The sequence below is a fragment of the Sphingobium sp. TomTYG46 genome, from assembly GCF_055396345.1.
Genome location: NZ_AP027325.1, coordinates 368,541 through 388,538, shown reverse-complemented (window position 1 = coordinate 388,538; position 19,998 = coordinate 368,541). Strand labels below are relative to the sequence as shown.

At 60.7% G+C, this 19,998-nt stretch carries 16 protein-coding genes; 10 read left to right on the top strand and 6 right to left on the bottom strand.

Going from position 1 to position 19,998, the window contains the following annotated elements; all coding sequences use genetic code 11:
* The first annotated feature begins 11 nt into the window (after positions 1-11).
* From ACZ5YV_RS15035 to ACZ5YV_RS15020, 4 genes are all read left to right on the top strand, one after another.
* Positions 12-302, top strand: coding sequence for an NAD(P) transhydrogenase subunit alpha part 2 (locus tag ACZ5YV_RS15035; protein ID WP_196227069.1), 291 nt, complete (start codon positions 12-14; stop codon positions 300-302).
* Between the two features lie 3 nt (positions 303-305).
* The gene (locus tag ACZ5YV_RS15030; RefSeq protein WP_464789265.1) at positions 306-1,700 is read left to right on the top strand and encodes an NAD(P)(+) transhydrogenase (Re/Si-specific) subunit beta; all 1,395 of its coding nucleotides are present in this window, start codon (positions 306-308) and stop codon (positions 1,698-1,700) included.
* A gap of 151 nt (positions 1,701-1,851) precedes the next feature.
* Entirely contained in the window at positions 1,852-2,451 is a 600-nt protein-coding gene (locus tag ACZ5YV_RS15025; RefSeq protein WP_464789874.1) for a hypothetical protein, read from the top strand.
* Positions 2,452-2,916: 465 nt separating this feature from the next.
* Positions 2,917-3,636 carry a Crp/Fnr family transcriptional regulator gene (locus tag ACZ5YV_RS15020; protein ID WP_464789873.1) on the top strand — a complete coding sequence of 240 codons (720 nt, stop codon included), beginning with the start codon at positions 2,917-2,919 and terminating at the stop codon, positions 3,634-3,636.
* Between the two features lie 74 nt (positions 3,637-3,710).
* On the opposite strand, the gene ACZ5YV_RS15015 is transcribed toward ACZ5YV_RS15020, so the two are convergent.
* From ACZ5YV_RS15015 to ACZ5YV_RS15000, 4 genes are all read right to left on the bottom strand, one after another.
* Positions 3,711-4,385, bottom strand: coding sequence for a Ros/MucR family transcriptional regulator (locus tag ACZ5YV_RS15015; protein ID WP_464789872.1), 675 nt, complete (start codon positions 4,383-4,385; stop codon positions 3,711-3,713).
* A 511-nt stretch (positions 4,386-4,896) separates the two neighbouring features.
* The gene (locus ACZ5YV_RS15010) at positions 4,897-5,172 is read right to left on the bottom strand and encodes an HU family DNA-binding protein (RefSeq protein WP_097093579.1); all 276 of its coding nucleotides are present in this window, start codon (positions 5,170-5,172) and stop codon (positions 4,897-4,899) included.
* Between the two features lie 200 nt (positions 5,173-5,372).
* Positions 5,373-7,001, bottom strand: a complete 1,629-nt coding sequence (locus tag ACZ5YV_RS15005; protein WP_464789871.1) for a phytoene desaturase family protein — start codon at positions 6,999-7,001, stop codon at positions 5,373-5,375.
* A gap of 37 nt (positions 7,002-7,038) precedes the next feature.
* The gene (locus tag ACZ5YV_RS15000) at positions 7,039-8,016 is read right to left on the bottom strand and encodes a bile acid:sodium symporter family protein (RefSeq protein ID WP_464789870.1); all 978 of its coding nucleotides are present in this window, start codon (positions 8,014-8,016) and stop codon (positions 7,039-7,041) included.
* Positions 8,017-8,102: 86 nt separating this feature from the next.
* On the opposite strand from ACZ5YV_RS15000, the gene ACZ5YV_RS14995 reads away from it, so the two are divergent.
* From ACZ5YV_RS14995 to ACZ5YV_RS14970, 6 genes are all read left to right on the top strand, one after another.
* Positions 8,103-8,861, top strand: coding sequence for an enoyl-CoA hydratase (locus ACZ5YV_RS14995; RefSeq protein WP_464789869.1), 759 nt, complete (start codon positions 8,103-8,105; stop codon positions 8,859-8,861).
* Between the two features lie 146 nt (positions 8,862-9,007).
* Positions 9,008-10,696, top strand: a complete 1,689-nt coding sequence (locus ACZ5YV_RS14990) for an MFS transporter (RefSeq protein ID WP_464789868.1) — start codon at positions 9,008-9,010, stop codon at positions 10,694-10,696.
* Positions 10,697-10,839: 143 nt separating this feature from the next.
* Positions 10,840-11,406 carry a TetR family transcriptional regulator gene (locus ACZ5YV_RS14985; protein WP_464789867.1) on the top strand — a complete coding sequence of 189 codons (567 nt, stop codon included), beginning with the start codon at positions 10,840-10,842 and terminating at the stop codon, positions 11,404-11,406.
* A gap of 133 nt (positions 11,407-11,539) precedes the next feature.
* Positions 11,540-12,451 carry a sulfate adenylyltransferase subunit CysD gene (gene cysD, locus ACZ5YV_RS14980; RefSeq protein WP_460988937.1) on the top strand — a complete coding sequence of 304 codons (912 nt, stop codon included), beginning with the start codon at positions 11,540-11,542 and terminating at the stop codon, positions 12,449-12,451.
* Between the two features lie 143 nt (positions 12,452-12,594).
* Positions 12,595-14,508 (top strand): sulfate adenylyltransferase subunit CysN, encoded by a 1,914-nt coding sequence (cysN, locus tag ACZ5YV_RS14975; protein WP_464789866.1) that lies wholly within the window; start codon positions 12,595-12,597, stop codon positions 14,506-14,508.
* Positions 14,505-15,278, top strand: coding sequence for a 3'(2'),5'-bisphosphate nucleotidase CysQ (locus ACZ5YV_RS14970; protein WP_464789865.1), 774 nt, complete (start codon positions 14,505-14,507; stop codon positions 15,276-15,278). Before cysN ends, ACZ5YV_RS14970 begins: the two co-directional genes overlap by 4 nt.
* A 218-nt stretch (positions 15,279-15,496) precedes the next feature.
* On the opposite strand, the gene ACZ5YV_RS14965 is transcribed toward ACZ5YV_RS14970, so the two are convergent.
* Both ACZ5YV_RS14965 and ACZ5YV_RS14960 read right to left on the bottom strand, forming a co-directional pair.
* On the bottom strand, positions 15,497-16,861 hold the full coding sequence (locus ACZ5YV_RS14965; RefSeq protein ID WP_464789864.1) for an efflux transporter outer membrane subunit: 1,365 nt from the start codon (positions 16,859-16,861) through the stop codon (positions 15,497-15,499).
* Entirely contained in the window at positions 16,858-19,995 is a 3,138-nt protein-coding gene (locus tag ACZ5YV_RS14960; protein WP_464789863.1) for an efflux RND transporter permease subunit, read from the bottom strand. Before ACZ5YV_RS14960 ends, ACZ5YV_RS14965 begins: the two co-directional genes overlap by 4 nt.
* Between the last annotated feature and the right edge of the window lie 3 nt (positions 19,996-19,998).

Sequence of the window (19,998 nt, the reverse complement as noted above, 5' to 3'; positions counted from 1 at the left end):
GGGATAAATCAGTGAACGCTTTCAATGCAGATTATCTGTTCGTCTTCATATTGGCGGCTTTTTTGGGTTTTCAGCTGATCAAGAAGGTGTCGCCGCTTTTGCACTCGCCTTTGATGTCGCTGACCAATGCGATCGCGGCGGTTGTGATTGTGGGGGCGATCACGATCACGGGTGAGGCGGGGGCGACGCCTCTGGCCAAGACCCTGGGCTTCATCGCGGTGTTCTGCGCGACGGTGAACCTTGTGAGCGGTTTCATGATTACCGATCGCATGCTCAAGATGTTCAAGCCGCGGGGGAAGTAACAGATGGACGCCTTCGTACCCTTCGCGGCGATTGTCGCGTCTGCTTTGTTCATCCTGTCGCTGATGTGGATGAGCCATCCCTCGACCGCCCGTCGCGGCGTGCGCGCGGGCGAGATCGGGATGGTGATCGCCATCATCGGCGCGCTGGTCCAGCATGAGGTGGTCGACTATAACCTGATCATCATCGCGATGATCGCGGGCGCGGCGGCGGGCATCCCGATGGCGCTGCTGATGCCGATGACGGCGATCCCGCAGCGAACCGCCATCTCCCACGCCTTTGGCGCGCTGGCCGTCGGCCTGATCGGCGCGGCGGAATATTACAAGCACGCCCATGCGGAATATGCGGGCGGCTTCATTCTGTGGGCGCTGATGTTCGAGATGCTGCTGGGTTTCCTGACCTGCACGGCATCGGTCGTCGCCTTTGCCAAGCTTCAGGAACTGCTGGGCAGCCGTCCGGTGTCCTTCCCCGGCCAGCGCATCGTCAATGGCGCGGTGGCGCTGGCGACGGTGGCGATCGGCGTGACGCTGGCGCTTGACCCGACGCAGACCTGGCTGTTCCCGGCCTTCGCGGGCCTGGCGCTGCTGTTCGGCATATTGCTGGTGATCCCGATCGGCGGCGCGGACATGCCGACCGTCATCGCGCTTCTGAACAGCTATGCGGGTCTTGCCGCAAGCGCGATGGGCTTTGCGCTCGGCAACAAGCTGCTGATCGTCGCGGGGGCGCTCGATGGCGCTTCGGGCTTCATCCTGGCGCTGGTGATGTGCAAGGCGATGAACCGCAGCTTTGCCAATGTGATGTTCGGCGGCTTCGGCAAGGTGGTCGCGGGCGTGGCGGGCGGCAAGGACGACCGGGTGGTGCGCTCCGCCTCTGCCGAGGAAGCCGCGATGCAGCTGGAGAATGCGAGCAGCGTGGTCATCATCCCGGGCTATGGCATGGCGGTCGCGCAGGCGCAGCACAAGGTCAGCGAACTCTATCAAGCGCTCACGAAGAAGGGCGTGGACGTCAAGTTCGCGATCCACCCTGTGGCGGGCCGCATGCCCGGTCACATGAACGTGCTGCTGGCAGAAGCGAACGTCCCCTATGAGCAGCTGGTCGACCTGGATGACATCAACCCCGAACTGCCGCAGGCGGACGTGGCGGTGATCATCGGCGCGAACGACACGGTGAACCCGTCGGCACGCGACGATCCGCAAAGCGCGATCGCGGGCATGCCGATCATCGAGGCGGACCGCGCCAAGTCTGTGTTCGTGATCAAGCGCAGCATGAACGCGGGCTTTGCCGGGATCGACAACCCGATCTATTATAACAGCAACACCCAGATGCTGTTCGGCGACGCCAAGGACATGGTCGGCTCCATCGCCAAGGAACTGGCAGGAGGTGGCTCGGGCTTGCACTGATCGCCATCTACTCTCCCTCAACTACCTCATCGACCAAAGTGCCAATAATGACACTTTACCCTCGGGCAAAGTGTCATTCGCGACAAAAGCGACCAATTCCCAACGCAAGGGATTCACATTGGCCTCCACCTGTGCTTGATTCATCCCCGTTATGTTTCACGGTTCGATCAGGCCTCCTTCTTCCTCCAGTGGCGATTTGTCCGCGCTGCTGGACCGGCTTGCGCATGTCAGCACGCGGCCACGCTACGCCTTCATGCTGCTGACCCTGATTGCCGAAGCGGCGCGCCCGGACGGCAGCGCCGGGCCATTGGTGGCGAAAGAGGGCGGCTTGCAGCCCCTGCGCGACTGGCTGTGCGACGCGCTGACCCCCATGGGCGGCCGCGATCCCCGCCGCATGGCGCTGGCCGGGCGCGTGCGCGCCGAACTTGCCGTACAGGGGCGCCTTCCCGCCGATTCCGATGCGGCTAATCTCGCGGTCGAAGAGGAGGTGAAGCTTCGGGTCCGCGCTTCGGGCAAGACCAACCTTAGCCGCGCCGTATCGGAAATGGTCGCGGCGGGTTTGCTGCGCCGTCATTATCAGGGCTACCGCGTCGATCACCATAATCGCGGCGCACAGCGGCAGGCCGTTTATACGCTCACCGGCCTCGCTCGTATCCTGATAGCATCCGCCGCCATGCCGCCCATGCAGCCGCCGCTTTCCCCGCCAATATCCACGCCAGTGCGCCCGCGGCAGGGTGAGCTTGGTCTCTGACCGCCCCAACCGCATCGCCGACGGAACAGGCCCATGGCATGCGTCGATATTCTGCCGATCTCACCGAATTCTACGCTTCTTTGTCAGTCCCCCAATGACGCGCATGTGCTGACGCGGGTATTAATCCATCGCCCGCGACGCCATCGGGCGCATGCCAAGCCCCATCGGCAGGCTTAAGACGAACCGGTTCAGGTTGACCACCACATGTGGACCCTTTCGCCTCCAACATCGTTTCCCATCCGTTCATATTAACCTTTGCAGGCAAAATCGATGCTTCACCCCTGTGAGAAGGCGGGCGCTGTTGGAGGTCAGTGAAATGGGACAGGCATTCCCAATGAAGAATTTGCCCCTATCCATGACAATTGGGGGCGGCTTGCGGTCCATTGACGCGCCCCGGTTCGGAAAGCCGTTTGCGATGGAGCCTTTGATCGGCAAACGCGGCGTCATCAATCCGGTCGTCCAGTCATGACCGTCATCACCCGCCTGTCCGCTCCCGCGCGCCCCGCCATCCGCAGGCTCTCCGCGCTTGCCCCTCTTGATCAGGATGCGGAGGCGGCGCTGGCCGATGCCGCCCTGCGCAGCCGCATATTGAAGCCCGCCCGCGAACTGATCGCGGAGGGCGCGCCTGTTCCAAACCCGCTGCTGGTACTCAATGGCTGGGCCGCTCGAACGCGCTTCCTGCCCGACGGACGGCGGCAGATCATGAGCATAATCCTGCCCGGCGACCTCATCGGCAATTGCCATCACGACCGCCCCTTGTCGGTATCGACCGTCGTAGCGCTCAGCCAACTCACGGTCTGTGCCGCGCCGTCCATCGGTTCCCCGGCGCTTCAGCAGGCCTACCGGATAAGCCACGCCCTGGACGAAGCTTATCTGCTTGCCCAGATCACGCGCCTCGGCCGCCTCAGCGCGGAGGAACGGCTCGCGGATCTCATGCTGGAATTGCGCGACCGTCTGGCGCTGTGCGGCCTGGTGAGTGAGGGCAGCTTTGCATGGCCGCTGACCCAGAACGCTCTTGCTGATGCCCTCGGCCTGACGTCCGTTCACGTCAACCGCACACTGCAACAGATGCGGCGGCGTGGCGATGTCATCCTGCGTTCGGGCCGTCTGCAACTGACCGATGCGGTCGAACTCGCCAAGCGGGTGGGCCATGTACCGGTACGCGTAACCGCTGCGGACGACTGACCTTCGACGGACGAAGAACGGGCCATTGCGCCAACCGCAACGGCCCGTCCATTATCTCGAAAAGGAAGGGGAGGTCAGCTCTTGGCTTCGACCCCGGCCTTTGCCGCCTTTGCGCGAGGCTTGCGTGCTGCCTTCGCCGCCTTCGGCTGTGCGCCGTCAGCCGCCTTTGCCGGAGCGGCGGCAGGCTTTGCTGCGGGCTTCGCCGCTGCCTTGGCGGGCTTTGCAGCCTTCGCGACCTTGCCTGCGGGCGTCTTGGCACTTGCAGCGGCACCGGCTGCCTTCGGCGCTGCCTTGGCGCCTGCATCCGCCTGCTGCGGTGCGGCTGCCTTCACGCCATTGGCGACTGCGGGCTTGCGGCCAAGGCCAAGGCGCGTGGCAACGGCGCGGCGCGCTTCGGAATAGCTGGGCGCAACCAGCGGATAGGATTTGGGCAGATTGTAGCGCTGGCGATATTCGTCCGGCGAAAGGCCATTCGTCGCCAAATGGCGCTTCAGCGTCTTGTACGGCTTGCCGTCGATCATGCTCAGGATGTGGTCGGGTGACGACAGGCTTTTGCGAACGGAAACGGCCGGTGTGTAAGTCGCCGCCTGCGCATCGGCAGAATCCGCCGCCGGATCTTCAGTCAAGGCAATCCGGGTTGTCCGGATAAGCTCGGGGAGCCCCTCGCTCGTAACCGAATTGTTGGAGACAAACGCACTCAAAAGCTGAACTGTGAGCGTCGTGATGTCGGGCTGCGATTCTTCAGACATTGGTACGCTTCTCCACACCGAATAACTGGAGCGACCTTCTGCGCGCTTTCAACTCAAATGTAAATCACCTTCACTCTTTTAGTGCGGCGATATCTTTCCCTATGATGGACGCTTCTGATGTTTCGCTGCTGTGGCGCTCTTACTAGAGCGCTGATCTTGTCCCATCTCATTATCGACATGGTTGATGAAGATGTTGATTGAACGCGGCTCTACCCACAATTTGGGCCGTAACCATCTTATATATTGTCGCCGGAGGAGGACCGCGAAATGCGCATCCAAAATATGCCGCCATCGCCGAAAGTAACCGGCCGTCGCATTGCGGACCAAAAAAAAGGGCCGGTCCAAAAGGACCGGCCTAATGAGTTTTTAGGAGAGGATGCCTGAAAGGCAGGGCGGCATTTGCCGCCGCGACCCTCTCCTGACAATTGTTTAGATCGGCATGTCGATTGCATGTCATGCAATCGTAACATTCGCGGCGCCCCGTTCCTTGCCGGAAGGGGCGCCCGGCCTTTTAGCCGTTCAGCTGATCCTTGACCGCCTTTGCGGGCGTGAAGGTCAGCTTCTTCGATGCTGCGATCTGGATGGTTGCGCCAGTCGACGGATTGCGGCCTTCACGTGCCGGCTGATCCTTGACCTTGAACTTCCCAAAGCCGCTCAGCGAAACTTCATCACCCTTGGCAGCGGCGCCAGCGATAGCGGCAAACACGCCGTCCACATATTTGCGGGCGTCGGCCTTGGTCAGGCCATGCTCGGCTGCAACTGCTTCGGCGAGTTCGGTATTGTTCATCGATCGTCTCCCTTTCGTGGACGACGGGTCTTAACCTGTCTCATCGCCCGCAACTAGGGGTGTTTTTGCCCGTTAACCGATATTTTCGTGCCGGATTCGACATTTTTTGGAGGTTGGTGAGGTCCATGCGCCTGTTCGTGCCGCGCGAATCTCTCTCCGCGCACCTTCATGCCTTACCATTGGGCGCAGACTCGGGCCGCTTACCCGCAGGCTTGATCGGCACGCTTCCGCCGCCACAGCCGTCCGCCCAGCGCCATGTCCTTCATTACCGCGCGCGCCGCATTATGTCCCGGCGCGCCCGTGACGCCGCCGCCCGGATGCGTACCCGCGCCGCACATATAAAGCCCCTCGGCAGGTCCGCGATAACCGGCATGGCCCAGCACCGGCCGTGCCGCCCACAATTGGTCTAGCGTCATCGCACCATGCATGATGTCGCCGCCCACCATCCCAAACTTCCGTTCAAGGTCCAGCGGCGACAATATGTCCCGCGCGATCACGGACGCCGCAAAGCCGGGCGCATAAGCGTCCACCGTCGCGATCACATCGTCCGCCGCTTGCCTCCGCGCTTCGTCCCAGCTTCGGCCATCGGGCAGCTGCGGCGCGAACTGCTGGCAGAACAGGCTCGCCACATGGCATCCCGGCGGCGCCAGGCTGTCATCGACGATCGACGGGATCAGCATCTCGACGATCGGGGCGGATGACCAGCCCCTTGTCTTCGCATCGGTAAAGGCGCGGTCCATATAGTCCATGTCCGGCGCGATGATGATCCCGGCCTGCAAATGCTCGCCCCGTCCCGGCAGGCAGGAAAAGTCGGGCAGCGCCGACAGCGCGACATTCATGCGGAAACTGCCCGACGCCGTCCTGAACCCGCGGATGCGCTTGCGGAAATCTGGTGGCAGGTCGGCCGGGTCCATCATCCGTTCGTACAGCAGCTTGGGACCGACATTGGCGATGACCGCTGCCGCCATGACCTCCTCCCCGCTTTCCAGCCTGACGCCGACGGCCCGGCTGCCGTCTACCAGCACCCGCTCGACCGGCGCCTCCAGGCTGATCTCCACGCCCATCGCTTGGACGACCTTCGCCATGATCTGTGTGATCGCGCCCATGCCGCCGACGCAATGACCCCATGCGCCCTTCTTGCCGTTCACCTGTCCCATGACATGGTGCAGAAGGACATAGGCGCTGCCCGGCGTATCGGGCGACGCATAGTTGCCGACCACCGCGTCAAAGGCAAAGGCCGCCTTCACCGCCTCGCTCTCGAACCATCCGTCCAGAAAGGCGCGCGCCGATTTCAGGAACAGGTCCAGCATGTCGCGCTGCGCGTCCAGCGACAATGCGCCGACGCGCCGCCCGTGCGACAATGCTGCCGTCAGCATCGACAGCCCATCGCCAACGTTGGGCGGGGTCTTCAGCATCATGTCGCGCAGCAGGTCCGCTATCGCCTCCAGCGCGTCCTGATAATGGGGCAGGGCGGCCGCATCCTTCGCGCTGAACTTTGCGAACTCCGCCTGCGTCTTTTCGATGCCGCCCCCGACTTTCAGATAGCGTCCGTCCGGCTGCGGCAGGAAATTGGCGACCGGCCGCTCGATCACGCGATAGCCATGGTCGGTGAGGGCCATGTCGGCGATGACCTTGGGATGCAGCAGGCTTACGGTGTAGCTCGCGACGGAATTGCGGAAACCGGGATGAAACTCCTCCGTCACCGCCGCGCCGCCTACGACGTGCCGCCGCTCGAATATGCGGACCCGGCAACCCGCGCGCGCCAGATAGAATGCGCACACCAGCCCATTATGCCCGCCCCCAATGATGACCGCGTCATATTTATACATGTGTACAACAACTCACGGGCTTTCGGAAAATCCCGTTCTATTCGCCATTTCCTTCACGACTTCCATAACGCCGCGCCAGTCCGGCACAAACCATCAACTGAATCTGGTGAAACAACATCAACGGCAACAATATCGGTCCCACCGCATTTGCCGGAAACAAAACTCCGGCAATCGGCACTCCCGTCGCCAAACTCTTCTTCGACCCACAAAATTGCAGAACGACCGCATCTTCCCGCGACAATCCCAGCAAGCGCCCAAGACCCCAGGTGAACAGCAGCACCACCACCAAAATCGCAATCGACAACAGCGCCAGCAACAACAGTTCTTCCCGCGACACCTTATGCCATAGGCCCTCGACCACCGCCGCGCTGAACGCGGAATAGACGATCAGCAGGATCGATCCCCGATCCACTCGCCCCAGCATCGCCTTGTGCCGCGACACAAAGCCGCCAATCCACGGCCGCGCCAGATGCCCCAGCAGGAAAGGCAGCAGCAACTGCAATACAATCCCCTCCACCGCCGACAGGGAGATGAGACCGCCAGCCCCCCCGACGCTCTTCTGCATCAGTAGCGCCACCAGCACCGGCGTCAGAACGATCCCCAGCAGGTTGGAAAAAGACGCACTCACCACCGCCGCCGCGACGTTGCCTCGCGCTATTGCCGTGAAGGCGATCGACGACTGAACCGTCGATGGCAACAGTGTCAGGAACAGCAGTCCCGCCCGCATCTGTCCGGGTATCACTTCCACCTGCTGCGTCGCGAGCCCGATCAGCGGAAACAGCGCGAATGTCGTTCCCAGCGTGGCCAGATGCAGCTTCCAAGCCATCGCCCCGCTCAAGATTGCTTCGCGCGATAGCTTCGCTCCGTGCAGGAAGAACAGCAGCACAATGCCAGCGTCCGCAAGGATGCCAACGATATGCGCACCCTCGCCCCGCGCGGGAAGGAAGGAGGCCAGTGCCACCATGGCGATCAGCAGTAGCAGGAAGGGGTCGGCGATTTCCCGGAGACGGCTCATGCCGCGGCTGTAGGCAGTCTGACGGAAAAAGGATAGACGCCCGACCGATCGACACATTAGTGGGCGCTTAGGAAATGGAGGCGGTCATGAGCAACGGGATCGAAATCATCGAGCAGGGCGGCGTCCTGGAAATCCACATCGATCGCCCCGATAAGAAGAATGCGCTCACCGCGGCCATGTACGACAGCATGACCGCCGCCCTTGCCTACGCGTCGGCGCGGAGCGAGATCGGCGCTGTCCTGATCGCTGGAAAGGGTGATGCCTTCTGCGCAGGCAATGACCTTAAGGACTTCACTCAAGGACCGCAGGGCGGCGCGGCTGCATTCGCATTCATTCGCACCATTGCGAGCTTCGACAAGCCGCTGATCGCTGCCGTCCAGGGCCTCGCGGTGGGCGTGGGCACGACGATGCTGTTCCATTGCGACCTTGTCTATGCGGCGCCTGACGCGCGTTTCGTCATGCCGTTCGTCAATCTGGGCATCGTTCCGGAAGCTGGCTCAAGCCTGCTCGCGCCCGCGACGCTGGGCCATGCCAAGGCGGCAGCGATGCTGTTGCTGGGCGAGCCTATGGACGCCCAAACCGCTGACCGGTCAGGTCTGGTGACAGCTGTCATACCCACCGAGGAACTGCTTGGTCACGCTCGAGCGAAGGCGGCCACCCTCATGCAGAAGCCGCCCAAGGCGCTGGCGGCCACCCGGCGGCTGCTAAAGGGCGATCCTGCCGCGCTGCTCGAGAGGATCGAAGAGGAGGCACGGCTGTTCGAACAGATGCTGGAATCCGAAGAGGCACAGGAAGCCTTCGCTGCCTTCTTTGAAAAGCGCCCCCCTATATTCCGTCGCGACTGAACTTGGCGTGAGCCGTCGCTCGACTGTCTGATAGTCATAAGTCTATCTAAATCGAAACCCTTGCTGGAAAACTCCAGGACGTTCAGCAATATTCTGTCCCTGTGCCGCACAAGACAAGTGTTCAGCGTGAAACGAGACCAAGGCAGATGAGCGACAAGGCCGTAACCACAGCTGAAACCGCGCCTTCAGGGGCGGGTCGTTTCGCCCTTTTGGAGCCATTGCGCCAGCGGACTTACCGCACAATCTGGATCGCCAGCCTGTTTTCGAACTTCGGGCAACTGATACAAGGTGTCGGCGCGGCCTGGCTTATGACGCGGCTGAGTTCATCGCCGCAGATGGTGGCGCTGGTCCAAACGGCCCTCATGCTGCCGTTGATGCTCGTCGCTCTGCCCGCCGGGGCGATCGCGGACATGTTCGACCGGCGCAAGGTGGCGCTGGCTGGCCTTGCCTTCGCATCACTGATGGCGATCTGCCTCACGCTGCTTGCCGGTGCGGAACTGCTATCCCCCTGGACCTTGCTGCTCTTCTGCTTCCTGATCGGCACGGGGGTCGCCTTATATGGCCCTGCCTGGCAGGCCTCGATCGGTGAGCAGGTGAGTGGCGAGCACCTGCCTGCCGCGATCGCCCTCGGCACGATCAGCTACAATGTGGCGCGCAGCTTCGGCCCCGCGATCGGCGGCATCATCGTTGCCTCATTAGGGGCGATGGCGGCCTTTGCAGCCAACGCTTTCTTCTATCTGCCGCTGATCCTCGCCTTCCTGATGTGGCAGCGGGAACATAAACCTTCGCGCTTGCCCCCTGAAAGGATCGATCGGGCGATCGTCTCCGGCGTGCGCTATGCGGTGCATTCGCCCCCAATCCGGGTCGTACTCATCCGCACACATGTCGTGGGTCTGGCAGGGGCATCAGTGTCCGCACTCACCCCATTGATTGCAAAGGACCTGCTGCACGGGTCGGCAAGCACTTACGGCATGTTATTGGGCGCCTATGGCGTGGGCGCGGTGCTGGGCGCCACCGGGCTTGATCTGGTGCGTCGGCGTCTGCGACCTGAGCAGGCTGCGCGGCTGCTGTCGATATTGCTGGGCGCAATGATCATTCTCGCCGGGATTAGCGGTTACACTCTTCTGACTTGCGCGGCACTGCTGATCGCGGGCTTTGCCTGGATGATCCTGGTCGCACAGTTCAACGTCGCTGTGCAAATGTCAGCGCCGCGCTGGGTCACGGCGCGCGCGCTTGCTTGCTATGGCTCGGCGTTGACCGGTGGGCTTGCTTTGGGCGCGTGGCTGTGGGGATCGGTAGCCACTGCTCTAGGAACAGGTGAAGCGATGATGATGTCGGGGGCCGCGATGGTGCTCAGCACCATTCTCGGCCTCGTTTTTCCGTTGGCGCGATCGCTTCCCGATGGATTGGAACAAAGCATCCTCAGTCATCAGCCGCAGGTTGGCCTTGCACTGACCTCGCGCAGTGGTCCCATTGTCGTGGAAATCGATTATCGGGTAAATACTGATAAAGCGCGCGATTTTTATGCCGCGATGCAGAAGGTGCGCAGCGCCCGCCTGCGAAGTGGTGCCTTTGGCTGGTCCGTGGCACGTGACATCGCCGATCCCGAACTCTGGACCGAACATTATCATTGTCCGACCTGGGGAGATTATCTGCACCAGCGCGATCGCATGACGATGAGCGACCGCCAGATCGAGGATGCCGCGAATCTGTTCCACATGGGGAGCGGCGAGGGGCGGGTACGGCGGCGCCTCGAACGGCCGACCGGATCGGTGCGGTGGCGGGCGGATACGCCTGACCGCCGAGACGAGGCGATCGATATAATTTATCCATAGATCAACCAGTTCGTGCAAGAATGTAGGGAAACGTTGTCAATATAAACAGGCGCGCTAGAATCGCTTTGAAATCGAATTTGGAGAGCGGAATGCCGAGGCAGGCGAAACGGACAGTAGGACGTCCCCGAAGGCTTACGCTGGAAATGATTGTTGATGCCGCGTGCGAGGTCGGCATCGCCAAGCTGGAAATGAGTTTGGTTGCCGAAAGGCTGAATACCGGTGTCGCCACGCTATATGGCTATGTGCGGGGGCGGGAACATCTGCTGCAACTCGTGGCGCAGCGTCTAGTAGGACAAGCGTTGATCAAGGATGAAGGACAGAGTTGGCAGGATATATTACGCGAACATGCGACAGTTACCTATCGTCTCTTCCAGTCCCTGCCTCACCTCATCACCAATCTGATTGGAAAAGAACCCGAACAGCATTCGTTCGACTATTCGCAGAGGGTCCTCACGATGCTGGAGGCGAGGGGGCTTCCTCCCGCTGTGGCCCTGAACGCTTATATCGAAATAAATCAGGTCGTGATCGGTGCTGCGATCAGCATGATGCGGAGGGAGGTGCTGATCCAACTCCCTGAGTACGAGACCGACAATTGGGGACCGCTGCCGGACATCCTCGGCGATTATTGCATAACACTGGAGCGGATCATCTCTGGTTATGAGGTGGAATTGAGGTTGGGTGAAGGCGAAGCGTCGCCCCAAAATGCCTGAAAAGTCGGCTCGCGCTCTTGTAGCTGATTAAATTTTCGTCGTGCGGCAATGGAAGAAATATCTCCCTCCCATCTGGGAGGTTTGATGATTCGCGCCTTCTGTCATCTGGGTCAGCGAAAGGCTGGACAAGACGATGACAGATACAAAAACGCTCACCCACCTGGCGCGCCTGGAAGCGGAGAGCATACATATTCTGAGAGAGGTTGTGGCCGAGGCTGAAAAGCCAGTGATGTTATACAGCGTGGGCAAGGACAGCGCGGTGATGCTGCATCTGGCCCGCAAGGCATTCTATCCCTCGCCGCCGCCATTTCCGCTGCTGCACGTCGATACGACGTGGAAGTTCCAGGAAATGTACAAGCTTCGCGATCGCATGGCCAAGGAAAGCGGCATGGAGCTGCTGGTCTATCACAATCCGGAAGCGCAGGAGCGCGGGATCAACCCGTTCGACCACGGCGCGCTGCACACCGACATGTGGAAGACCGAAGGTCTGAAGCAGGCGCTTGACCTGTATGGCTTCGACGCAGCCTTTGGCGGTGCGCGCCGCGACGAGGAAAAGAGCCGCGCCAAGGAGCGCATCTTCTCCTTCCGCACTGCCTCGCATGGCTGGGACCCGAAGAACCAGCGGCCGGAACTGTGGAACCTCTACAACGCCAAGAAGAACAAGGGTGAGAGCATTCGCGTCTTCCCGATCAGCAACTGGACTGAGCTGGACATCTGGCAGTATATCCACCTCAATAATGTGCCGATCGTGCCGCTCTATTTCGCCGAGGAACGCCCAACCGTGGAGCGTGACGGCATGCTGCTGATGGTGGATGACGAGCGCTTCCCGCTGAAGGAAGGCGAAACGCCGGTGATGCGGTCGATCCGCTTCCGCACGCTGGGCTGCTATCCGCTGACCGGCGCGGTGGAGAGCGAGGCCAAGACGCTGCCCGAGGTCATCCAGGAAACGCTGCTGACCACCACGTCCGAACGCCAGGGCCGCGCCATCGACAAGGATGCAGGCGGCGCCGGCATGGAGAAGAAGAAGCAGGAGGGTTATTTCTGACGCGTCACGGAATGCGCAAGCGTTCCGAAGCGTCAGCCCCAGCGCAGGCTGGGGTCTCGGGCCTCCTGTAGACCATTTGAGGCTCGGCCCTTCCTCCAAATCAACGAGGTCCCAGCTTTCGCTGGGATGACGGGACAGATGACATGACCGACACTCTCGACGAACCCATTTACAAGACCGATGCCCTCATTGCCGAGGATATCAACGAATATCTGAAGGTGCATGAGCACAAGACGATGCTGCGTTTCATCACCTGCGGGTCGGTGGACGACGGCAAATCGACGCTGATTGGCCGCTTGCTTTATGACAGCAAGATGATCTTCGAAGATCAGCTGGCGGCGCTGGAGGCAGACTCCAAGAAGGTCGGCACGCAGGGGCAGGAGATCGACTTCGCACTGCTGGTCGATGGTCTCGCGGCCGAGCGGGAGCAGGGCATCACGATCGACGTCGCCTATCGCTTCTTCGGGACCGAAAAGCGCAAGTTCATTGTCGCCGATACCCCCGGCCACGAACAATATACGCGCAACATGGTGACCGGCGCGTCGACCGCCGACCTTGCCGTCATCCTGATCGACGCGCGCAAGGGCGTGCTGACGCAGACGAAGCGCCACAGCTATCTGGCGCATCTGATCGGCATCAAGAATATCGTGCTGGCGGTGAACAAGATGGACCTGGTCGATTATGACCAGGCGGTCTATGACGGTATCGTCAAGGATTATACCGAGTTCGCGCGCTCGATCGGCATTCAACATTTCGTGCCGATGCCGATTTCCGGCTTCAAGGGCGACAATATCACTGGCCCTTCGGAGAACACTCCCTGGTACAAGGGGCCGGCGCTGATCGAGCATCTGGAAACCGTCGAAGTCAACAGCGCGACCGACGCGGAAAAGCCGTTCCGCATGCCGGTGCAGTGGGTGAACCGCCCGAACCTGGACTTCCGTGGGTTTTCCGGCCTGATCGCCACCGGCACCGTGAAGCCGGGCGATGCGATCCGCGTGCTGCCTTCAGGTAAGACCAGCACTGTCACCCGCATCGTGACGCTGGACGGCGATCTGGAAGAAGCGGTGGCGGGTCAGTCGGTCACCATCTGCTTTGCTGACGAGATCGACTGCTCGCGCGGCGATGTCATCGCGCTGGCGGACAATCCGCCGCAGGCCGCTGACCAGTTCGAAGCTACCATAGTCTGGATGGCGGACGAGGAAATGTTGCCCGGCCGTCCTTATTGGCTGAAGATTGGCACGCAGACCGTTACCGCGACGGTGCAGCATCCGAAATATCAGGTGAACGTCAACACGATGGAGCATCTGGCGGCCAAGACGCTGGACTTGAACGCCATCGGTGTGGCGAACCTGTCCACCGACAAGCAGATCGTGTTCGAACCCTATGAGCAGAACCGAACTCTGGGCGGCTTCATCCTGATCGACAAGATCACCAATGCGACGGTGGCAGCGGGCATGCTGCACTTCTCGCTGCGGCGGGCGCAGAATGTCCACTGGCAGGCGACCGATGTCACCCGTGAGTTCCATTCGGGCCTTAAGAACCAGAAGCCTGCCGTGCTGTGGTTCACCGGGCTTTCGGGTGCGGGCAAATCGACCATCGCCAACCTCGTCGAAAAGAAGCTGGCGCGCATGAACCGCCATACCTTCCTGCTCGACGGCGACAATGTGCGTCACGGCCTGAACAAGGACCTCGGCTTTACCGACGCCGATCGCGTGGAGAATATCCGCCGCGTGGGCGAAGTCGCCAAGCTGATGACCGATGCGGGGCTGATCGTCATTACCGCCTTCATCTCGCCTTTCCGGTCGGAGCGCGAAATGGTGCGACAGATGATGCAGCCGGGCGAGTTCATCGAGGTGCACATCGATACGCCGCTTGCTGAAGCAGAGGCCCGGGACGTCAAGGGCCTCTACAAGAAGGCGCGTGCCGGGGATCTCAAGAACTTCACTGGCATAGATAGCCCCTATGAGCCACCAGAGGATCCGGAAATCCGCATCGACACAACGGCCATGACCGCCGAGGAAGCGGCCGACGCCATCGTCGCCAGGCTGATCCCATGAGCGGCGGCATGAGCGATGCCGACCTTGCGGCGCATCTTGCCGAAACCGCTGGGCGCATCCTGCTTGAGGTGCGCGCCAGCGGCATGTTCAGCGCCAAGGCGCTGGGCAAGGCGGGCGATCAAACGGCCAACCAGTTCCTTGTTCACGCCCTGCGCGAACAACGGGGCGAGGACGGGTTGCTGTCTGAGGAAGAGAAGGACAATGCCGAGCGACTGAGCCAGAGCCGCGTGTGGATCGTGGATCCTGTCGATGGCACCCGCGAATATGGCGAGGAGCGATCCGATTGGGCAGTCCATGTCGGTCTGGCGATCGATGGGCAGCCGGAGATCGGCGCTGTAGCGCTGCCGGGCCTTGACCTGACCGGGACAGGGAAGGGCGCAATAGTTCGATCGGATCAGCCGCAGCCGATCCCGCCTGCACCCGAAAAGCTGCGCATGGTGGTCAGCCGTACCCGCCCGGCCGCCGAAGCTGTCGCGGTCGCGGAAAAGCTGGGTGCCGAACTTGTTCCGATGGGCTCGGCCGGTGCCAAGGCGATGGCGGTGATATTGGGGCAGGCAGACATTTACCTGCATTCCGGCGGCCAATATGAATGGGACAGTATGGCACCTGTCGCCGTGGCGAAGGCGCATGGCCTGCACTGCTCGCGGATTGATGGCAGCCCGCTGATCTACAATCAGGCAAATGTGTATCTGCCTGACCTGCTCATTTGCAGAAAAGAACATGCTCAGCAGTTACTGGCCCTTATCGGCGAAGTGCAGGTCAGCGCTTGATAATCAAAGCTGAGGACTGCCGACGCCTGTTGAGTAAGGATCGAGCCACGCCGCACAGCACGCGGCGTGGCTCGAAGCTCATTTCGTCAAAGAAAACTGCACGGAAACTGTCGCACCCAAAGTCAGTTCACCTGGCTCGACCGAACTTGGTGTAGAGGGAGGTGGTGGGCGCTCCAGCCATGCGGCCCGTCACCATTAGCGGCTGAACCGAGTAACTCCTAAAAATCGGCACCGATTGCTCGATAAAGGGATATGCAGTTTAGCAACAGCTCAAGGTCCGTCGCGATCGCGCTTCGCCGGGCGGAATAGAGCGAGCGTTGGTTCACAAGTGTGGTCAGGAACGGATCGATTCCCGCGCGATAACGCTGTTCGGACAAGGCATAAGCGTTCTCATTCGACACGACCAAAGCTCGCTGAGCCTGCTGCTGTTCACCTATTGTGCCTCCGCGTGCCAAGGCATCGGCGACTTCACGAAAAGCGCTCTGAATGGCCTTCTCATAGCTGGCTAGTGCAGCCTTTTGCTGCGCCTTGCTATACTCAACATTGCCTTTGACTCCGCCGCCAAAGATGGGGAGGCTCGCCGAAGGAGCCGCTGTCCAACTGAATGCCCCGCCCGTGAAAAGCGACGACAGTGCTGAACTGGCGACACCGATCGCCGACGTCAGGCTGATCTTTGGAAACATCGCAGCGCGCGCGGCGCCGATATTTGCATTCGCAGCCTGTAACTGGTGTTCCGATTGCAGGACATCGGGCCGACGGAGCAGGACATCTGATGAAATACCGGCGGGGACTTGCGCGGTCGTGCTGATCAGAGTGGAGAGTGACAGCGGGAGTAGAGCTTCTTCTACCGGCGCCCCGGCGAGCAAGTCCAGCGCATTGCGATCCTGCGCTACCTGCGTAACCGCGGTCGCGACATCAGACCTCGCCTGTTCTACGATCGTTTCCGCTTGATGGACATCGAGCTTGCCGGAAAGACCGACGCCGTTGAGCGATCGTGTAAGCGCTATCGTTTTTTCGGCGCTGCTGAGCGTGTCGCGAGCTACGGCGAGCAATTGCTGATCCGCAGCAAGCGTCGCATAGGCGGCGGCCGTCTCCGCGACGAGCGCGATGCGCGCGGCTCGCGCACCCTCCTGGCTCGCGAGATAGGATTGAAGGGCGGATTCACTCAAGTTGCGCAGGCGGCCGAACAGATCGATTTCGAACGCGCTAAAACCGATGTCGGCGCTATAGCTGTCCTGACGTTGGTCATTCCGGCGCGTGAGCGTCGCGTTGGCATCCGCCGCGACCATAGGCATCTGCGCGGCCCGCTGAATGCGATATTGGGCGCGCGCCGCGAGAACGTTGGCCAGAGTTACGCGAAAATCCCGATTGTTGATCAGCGCCCGATCAATGATGGTCCGCAGCCTTTCGTCGCCGACCAAAGCCGTCCAGGGTAAACCTGCCTTTGCTGTAGGAAGGGCGGCTGAATATGCGGATCCATTTGGCCAGACGGGCGGAACGGGCGCGGCGGGCCGTTCATATGCGGGCGCCAGATTGCAGGCGGTCAGCGTGATGGACAGGCCGAGGGGAAGCAAGCGCCTCATGCGGGCACCTCCGATCCGGTGACAGGTGAATGGCCCTTGCGTCTGAAAAGCCGCATGATCGTGAAGAAGAACAGCGGCACATAAAATATCGCCAACAGGGTTCCGGTCAGCATGCCGCCAGCAACCGCCGTGCCAATGGCGATGCGGCTTTGTGCGCCAGCGCCATGAGCGAGCGCTAGCGGCATAACGCCTGCGATGAAGGCGAGCGACGTCATTATGATCGGTCGGAAACGGAGCCTGGCCGCCTCAATCGCCGCGCTCATCGCGTCCTTGCCATCGCGATAGGCAAACTCGGCGAATTCAACGATGAGGATTGCATTCTTTGCCGCCAGCCCCATCGTGGTGAGGAGTCCTACCTGGAAGAATACATTATTCTCCAGCCCGCGCGCCCAAACGGCGACGACTGCTCCGATCAAGCCCAGTGGGATTACGAACAATACTGCGAGCGGCACCGACCAGCTTTCATAAAGGGCAGCGAGGCAGAGAAAGACGACCAGTACGGAAAGGGAATAAAGCAAGGGGGCCTGTCCGCCGGACAATTGTTCCTGGTAGGAAAGGCCGCTCCAGGCATAGCTGGTTCCGGTCGGCAATTGCTGCTGCAAACGCACCATTTCATCCATGGCCTCTCCCGAACTCGCACCGGGTGCCGCCTGTCCCTGTATTTCATAGGAGGATTGGCCGTTAAAGCGCGACACTGTTGTCGGACCCATTTCCCAATGGGTGGTGGCGAAAGCGGAGAATGGAACCATTTCGCCCGTGGCGGCAGAGCGCACCTGCCAGTTTTCAATGTCGGTCGGCAAAGCTCGATAAGGCGCGTCTGCCTGCATAAAGACGCGCTTCACGCGTCCCCGATCAATGAAGTCATTGATATAGCTACTTCCCCAAGCGGAACTCAACACATCGTCCACATCATTTTGTGTAAGTCCAAGCACAGCCAGCTTTTCATTATCGATATCGACCTTCAGCTGAGGCGTGTCCTCAAGCGTAGCGGCACGCACACCCGCGAGCAGAGGGCTTTGCGAAGCTGCAGCGAGTAGCTGGTTGCGCACGGCCAGGAACTTGTCCCGGCTGAGGCCGCCTGTGTTGAGCAGCTCGAAGGTGAAGCCGTTCGACTGGCCCAGGCCACGGATAGCGGGCGGCGTCATGGCCAGAATTTTCGCATCACGTATGGCGGCGAGCTGCTTTGTAGCTCGGTTCGCGATCTCGGTCGCGCTGTTCGCCTTACCGTTCCGGTCTTCCCAAGGGTTGAGATTGATGAAGCCTTGCGCGGTATTTTCGCCCTGTCCCGCAAAACTGAAACCTTGGGCGATGAATATGCTGCCGACGTTATTTCCTTCTTCGCTTTGGAAGTAGTTGCGAACACTCTCGACCACTTGCGCGGTTCGCGTGGACTTGGCACCAGCGGGAAGGGTCATCTGCACCATGACCTGCCCCTGATCCTCTACGGGGAGGAAGCTGGTCGGTAGGCGAACGAAGATTAGCGCAAGGACGCCCAATATCAGCAGATAGATTGTCCAGAAGAGGGCGCGCCGATGCATGATTGCTTCGAGCCGCCGCATATAGCCGCCGGTCACGCGCCCAAACCAGCGGTTGAACCGGCCCGCCCATCCCTGCTGACGGCGCTCCTCACTGGCCGATTTCAACAATGTGGCGCACAGGGCGGGCGACAGGATGAGCGCAACCACCACGGACAGAAGCATGGAGGACACAATGGTGATGGAGAACTGCCGGTAAATAACCCCTGTTGAACCGCCGAAAAAGGCCATGGGCAGGAGAACGGCCGAAAGGACAAGGGCTATGCCAACCAGCGCACTGCCTATCTCTTCCATCGATTTGATCGTGGCGGCGCGGGCGTCAAGCCCTTCATCGTGCATCAGCCGTTCGACATTCTCGACAACTACGATCGCGTCATCGACCAGAAGGCCGATGGACAACACCATGCCGAACAGGGTGAGCGTGTTAATGGAATAGCCGAAAAGGGCGAGCACGCCGAAGGTCCCGAGCAGGACGACCGGAACCGCCACCGCCGGGATCAGCGTCGCGCGCCAGCTTTGCAGAAAGACGAACATGACCACGACGACCAGTCCGACGGCTTCGATAAGTGTCTTGATGACCTCATCCACGGAAAGCCGGATGAAGGGTGTCGTATCGCGCGGGAATGCGATGCTGTACCCATGGGGCAGGTTCGTGGACAGCTCGGCGACCTTTGCCTTGACGAGTTCGGCGGTCTTCAGAGCGTCGGCGCCGGGCGCGAGTTGGAGCGCGATGCCCGATCCAGGATGTCCGTTCAGCGCGGCTGAAAAGGTGTAACTTTCATTCCCAAGTTCGACCCGAGCAACATCGGAGAGGTGAACGACGGACCCATCACTTTGAGTCTTCACTATGATGTTGCGAAACTGTTCGGGAGTCTGAAGGCGTGCACGCGCGCGAACGGTGGCATTCAGTTGCTGTCCGGCGGGCGCCGGATCAGCGCCGATCTGACCGGCGGAAACTTCGACATTCTGGGAGCGGATCGCGCTTTCAACGTCCGACGGCATGAGCTTTACCGTCGCGAGTTTATAAGGATCCAGCCATATGCGCATGGCATATTGCGATCCAAAAATCTGAACGTTGCCGATACCTTCCAGACGCGAGATGGGGTCCTGAAAATTATTGACCAGATAGTCGGAAATATCAGTCTGAGTGGCTCGATCGGTGCGATCGTACAGCGCGACCAGCATCAGGAAATCGGTCTGCGATTTGGTAACGGTCAGGCCCTGCTGCTGAACGGCGTTAGGCAACCGGCTTAACGCCTGCTGCACCTTGTTTTGAACCTGTACTTGCGCGGTGTCAGGGTCGGTGCCTTTATCAAAGGTGACAGTGATACGCGACTGGCCATTGGCCGTAGATGTCGATGAGAAATACATCAGGCCATCGATGCCAGTCAGTTGCTGCTCAATGACCTGAGTAACGCTGGTTTCTACAGTATCGGCCGAGGCGCCTGGATAATTTGCCTGGATATTGACCGCAGGCGGCGCGATATCGGGATACTGAGCGATAGGCAGCGACAGCATGGCGCCAAGTCCAGCCAGCATGATGCCGATCGCGATCACCCAGGCGAAGATTGGCCGATCGATGAAAAAGCGGCTGAGCATCGG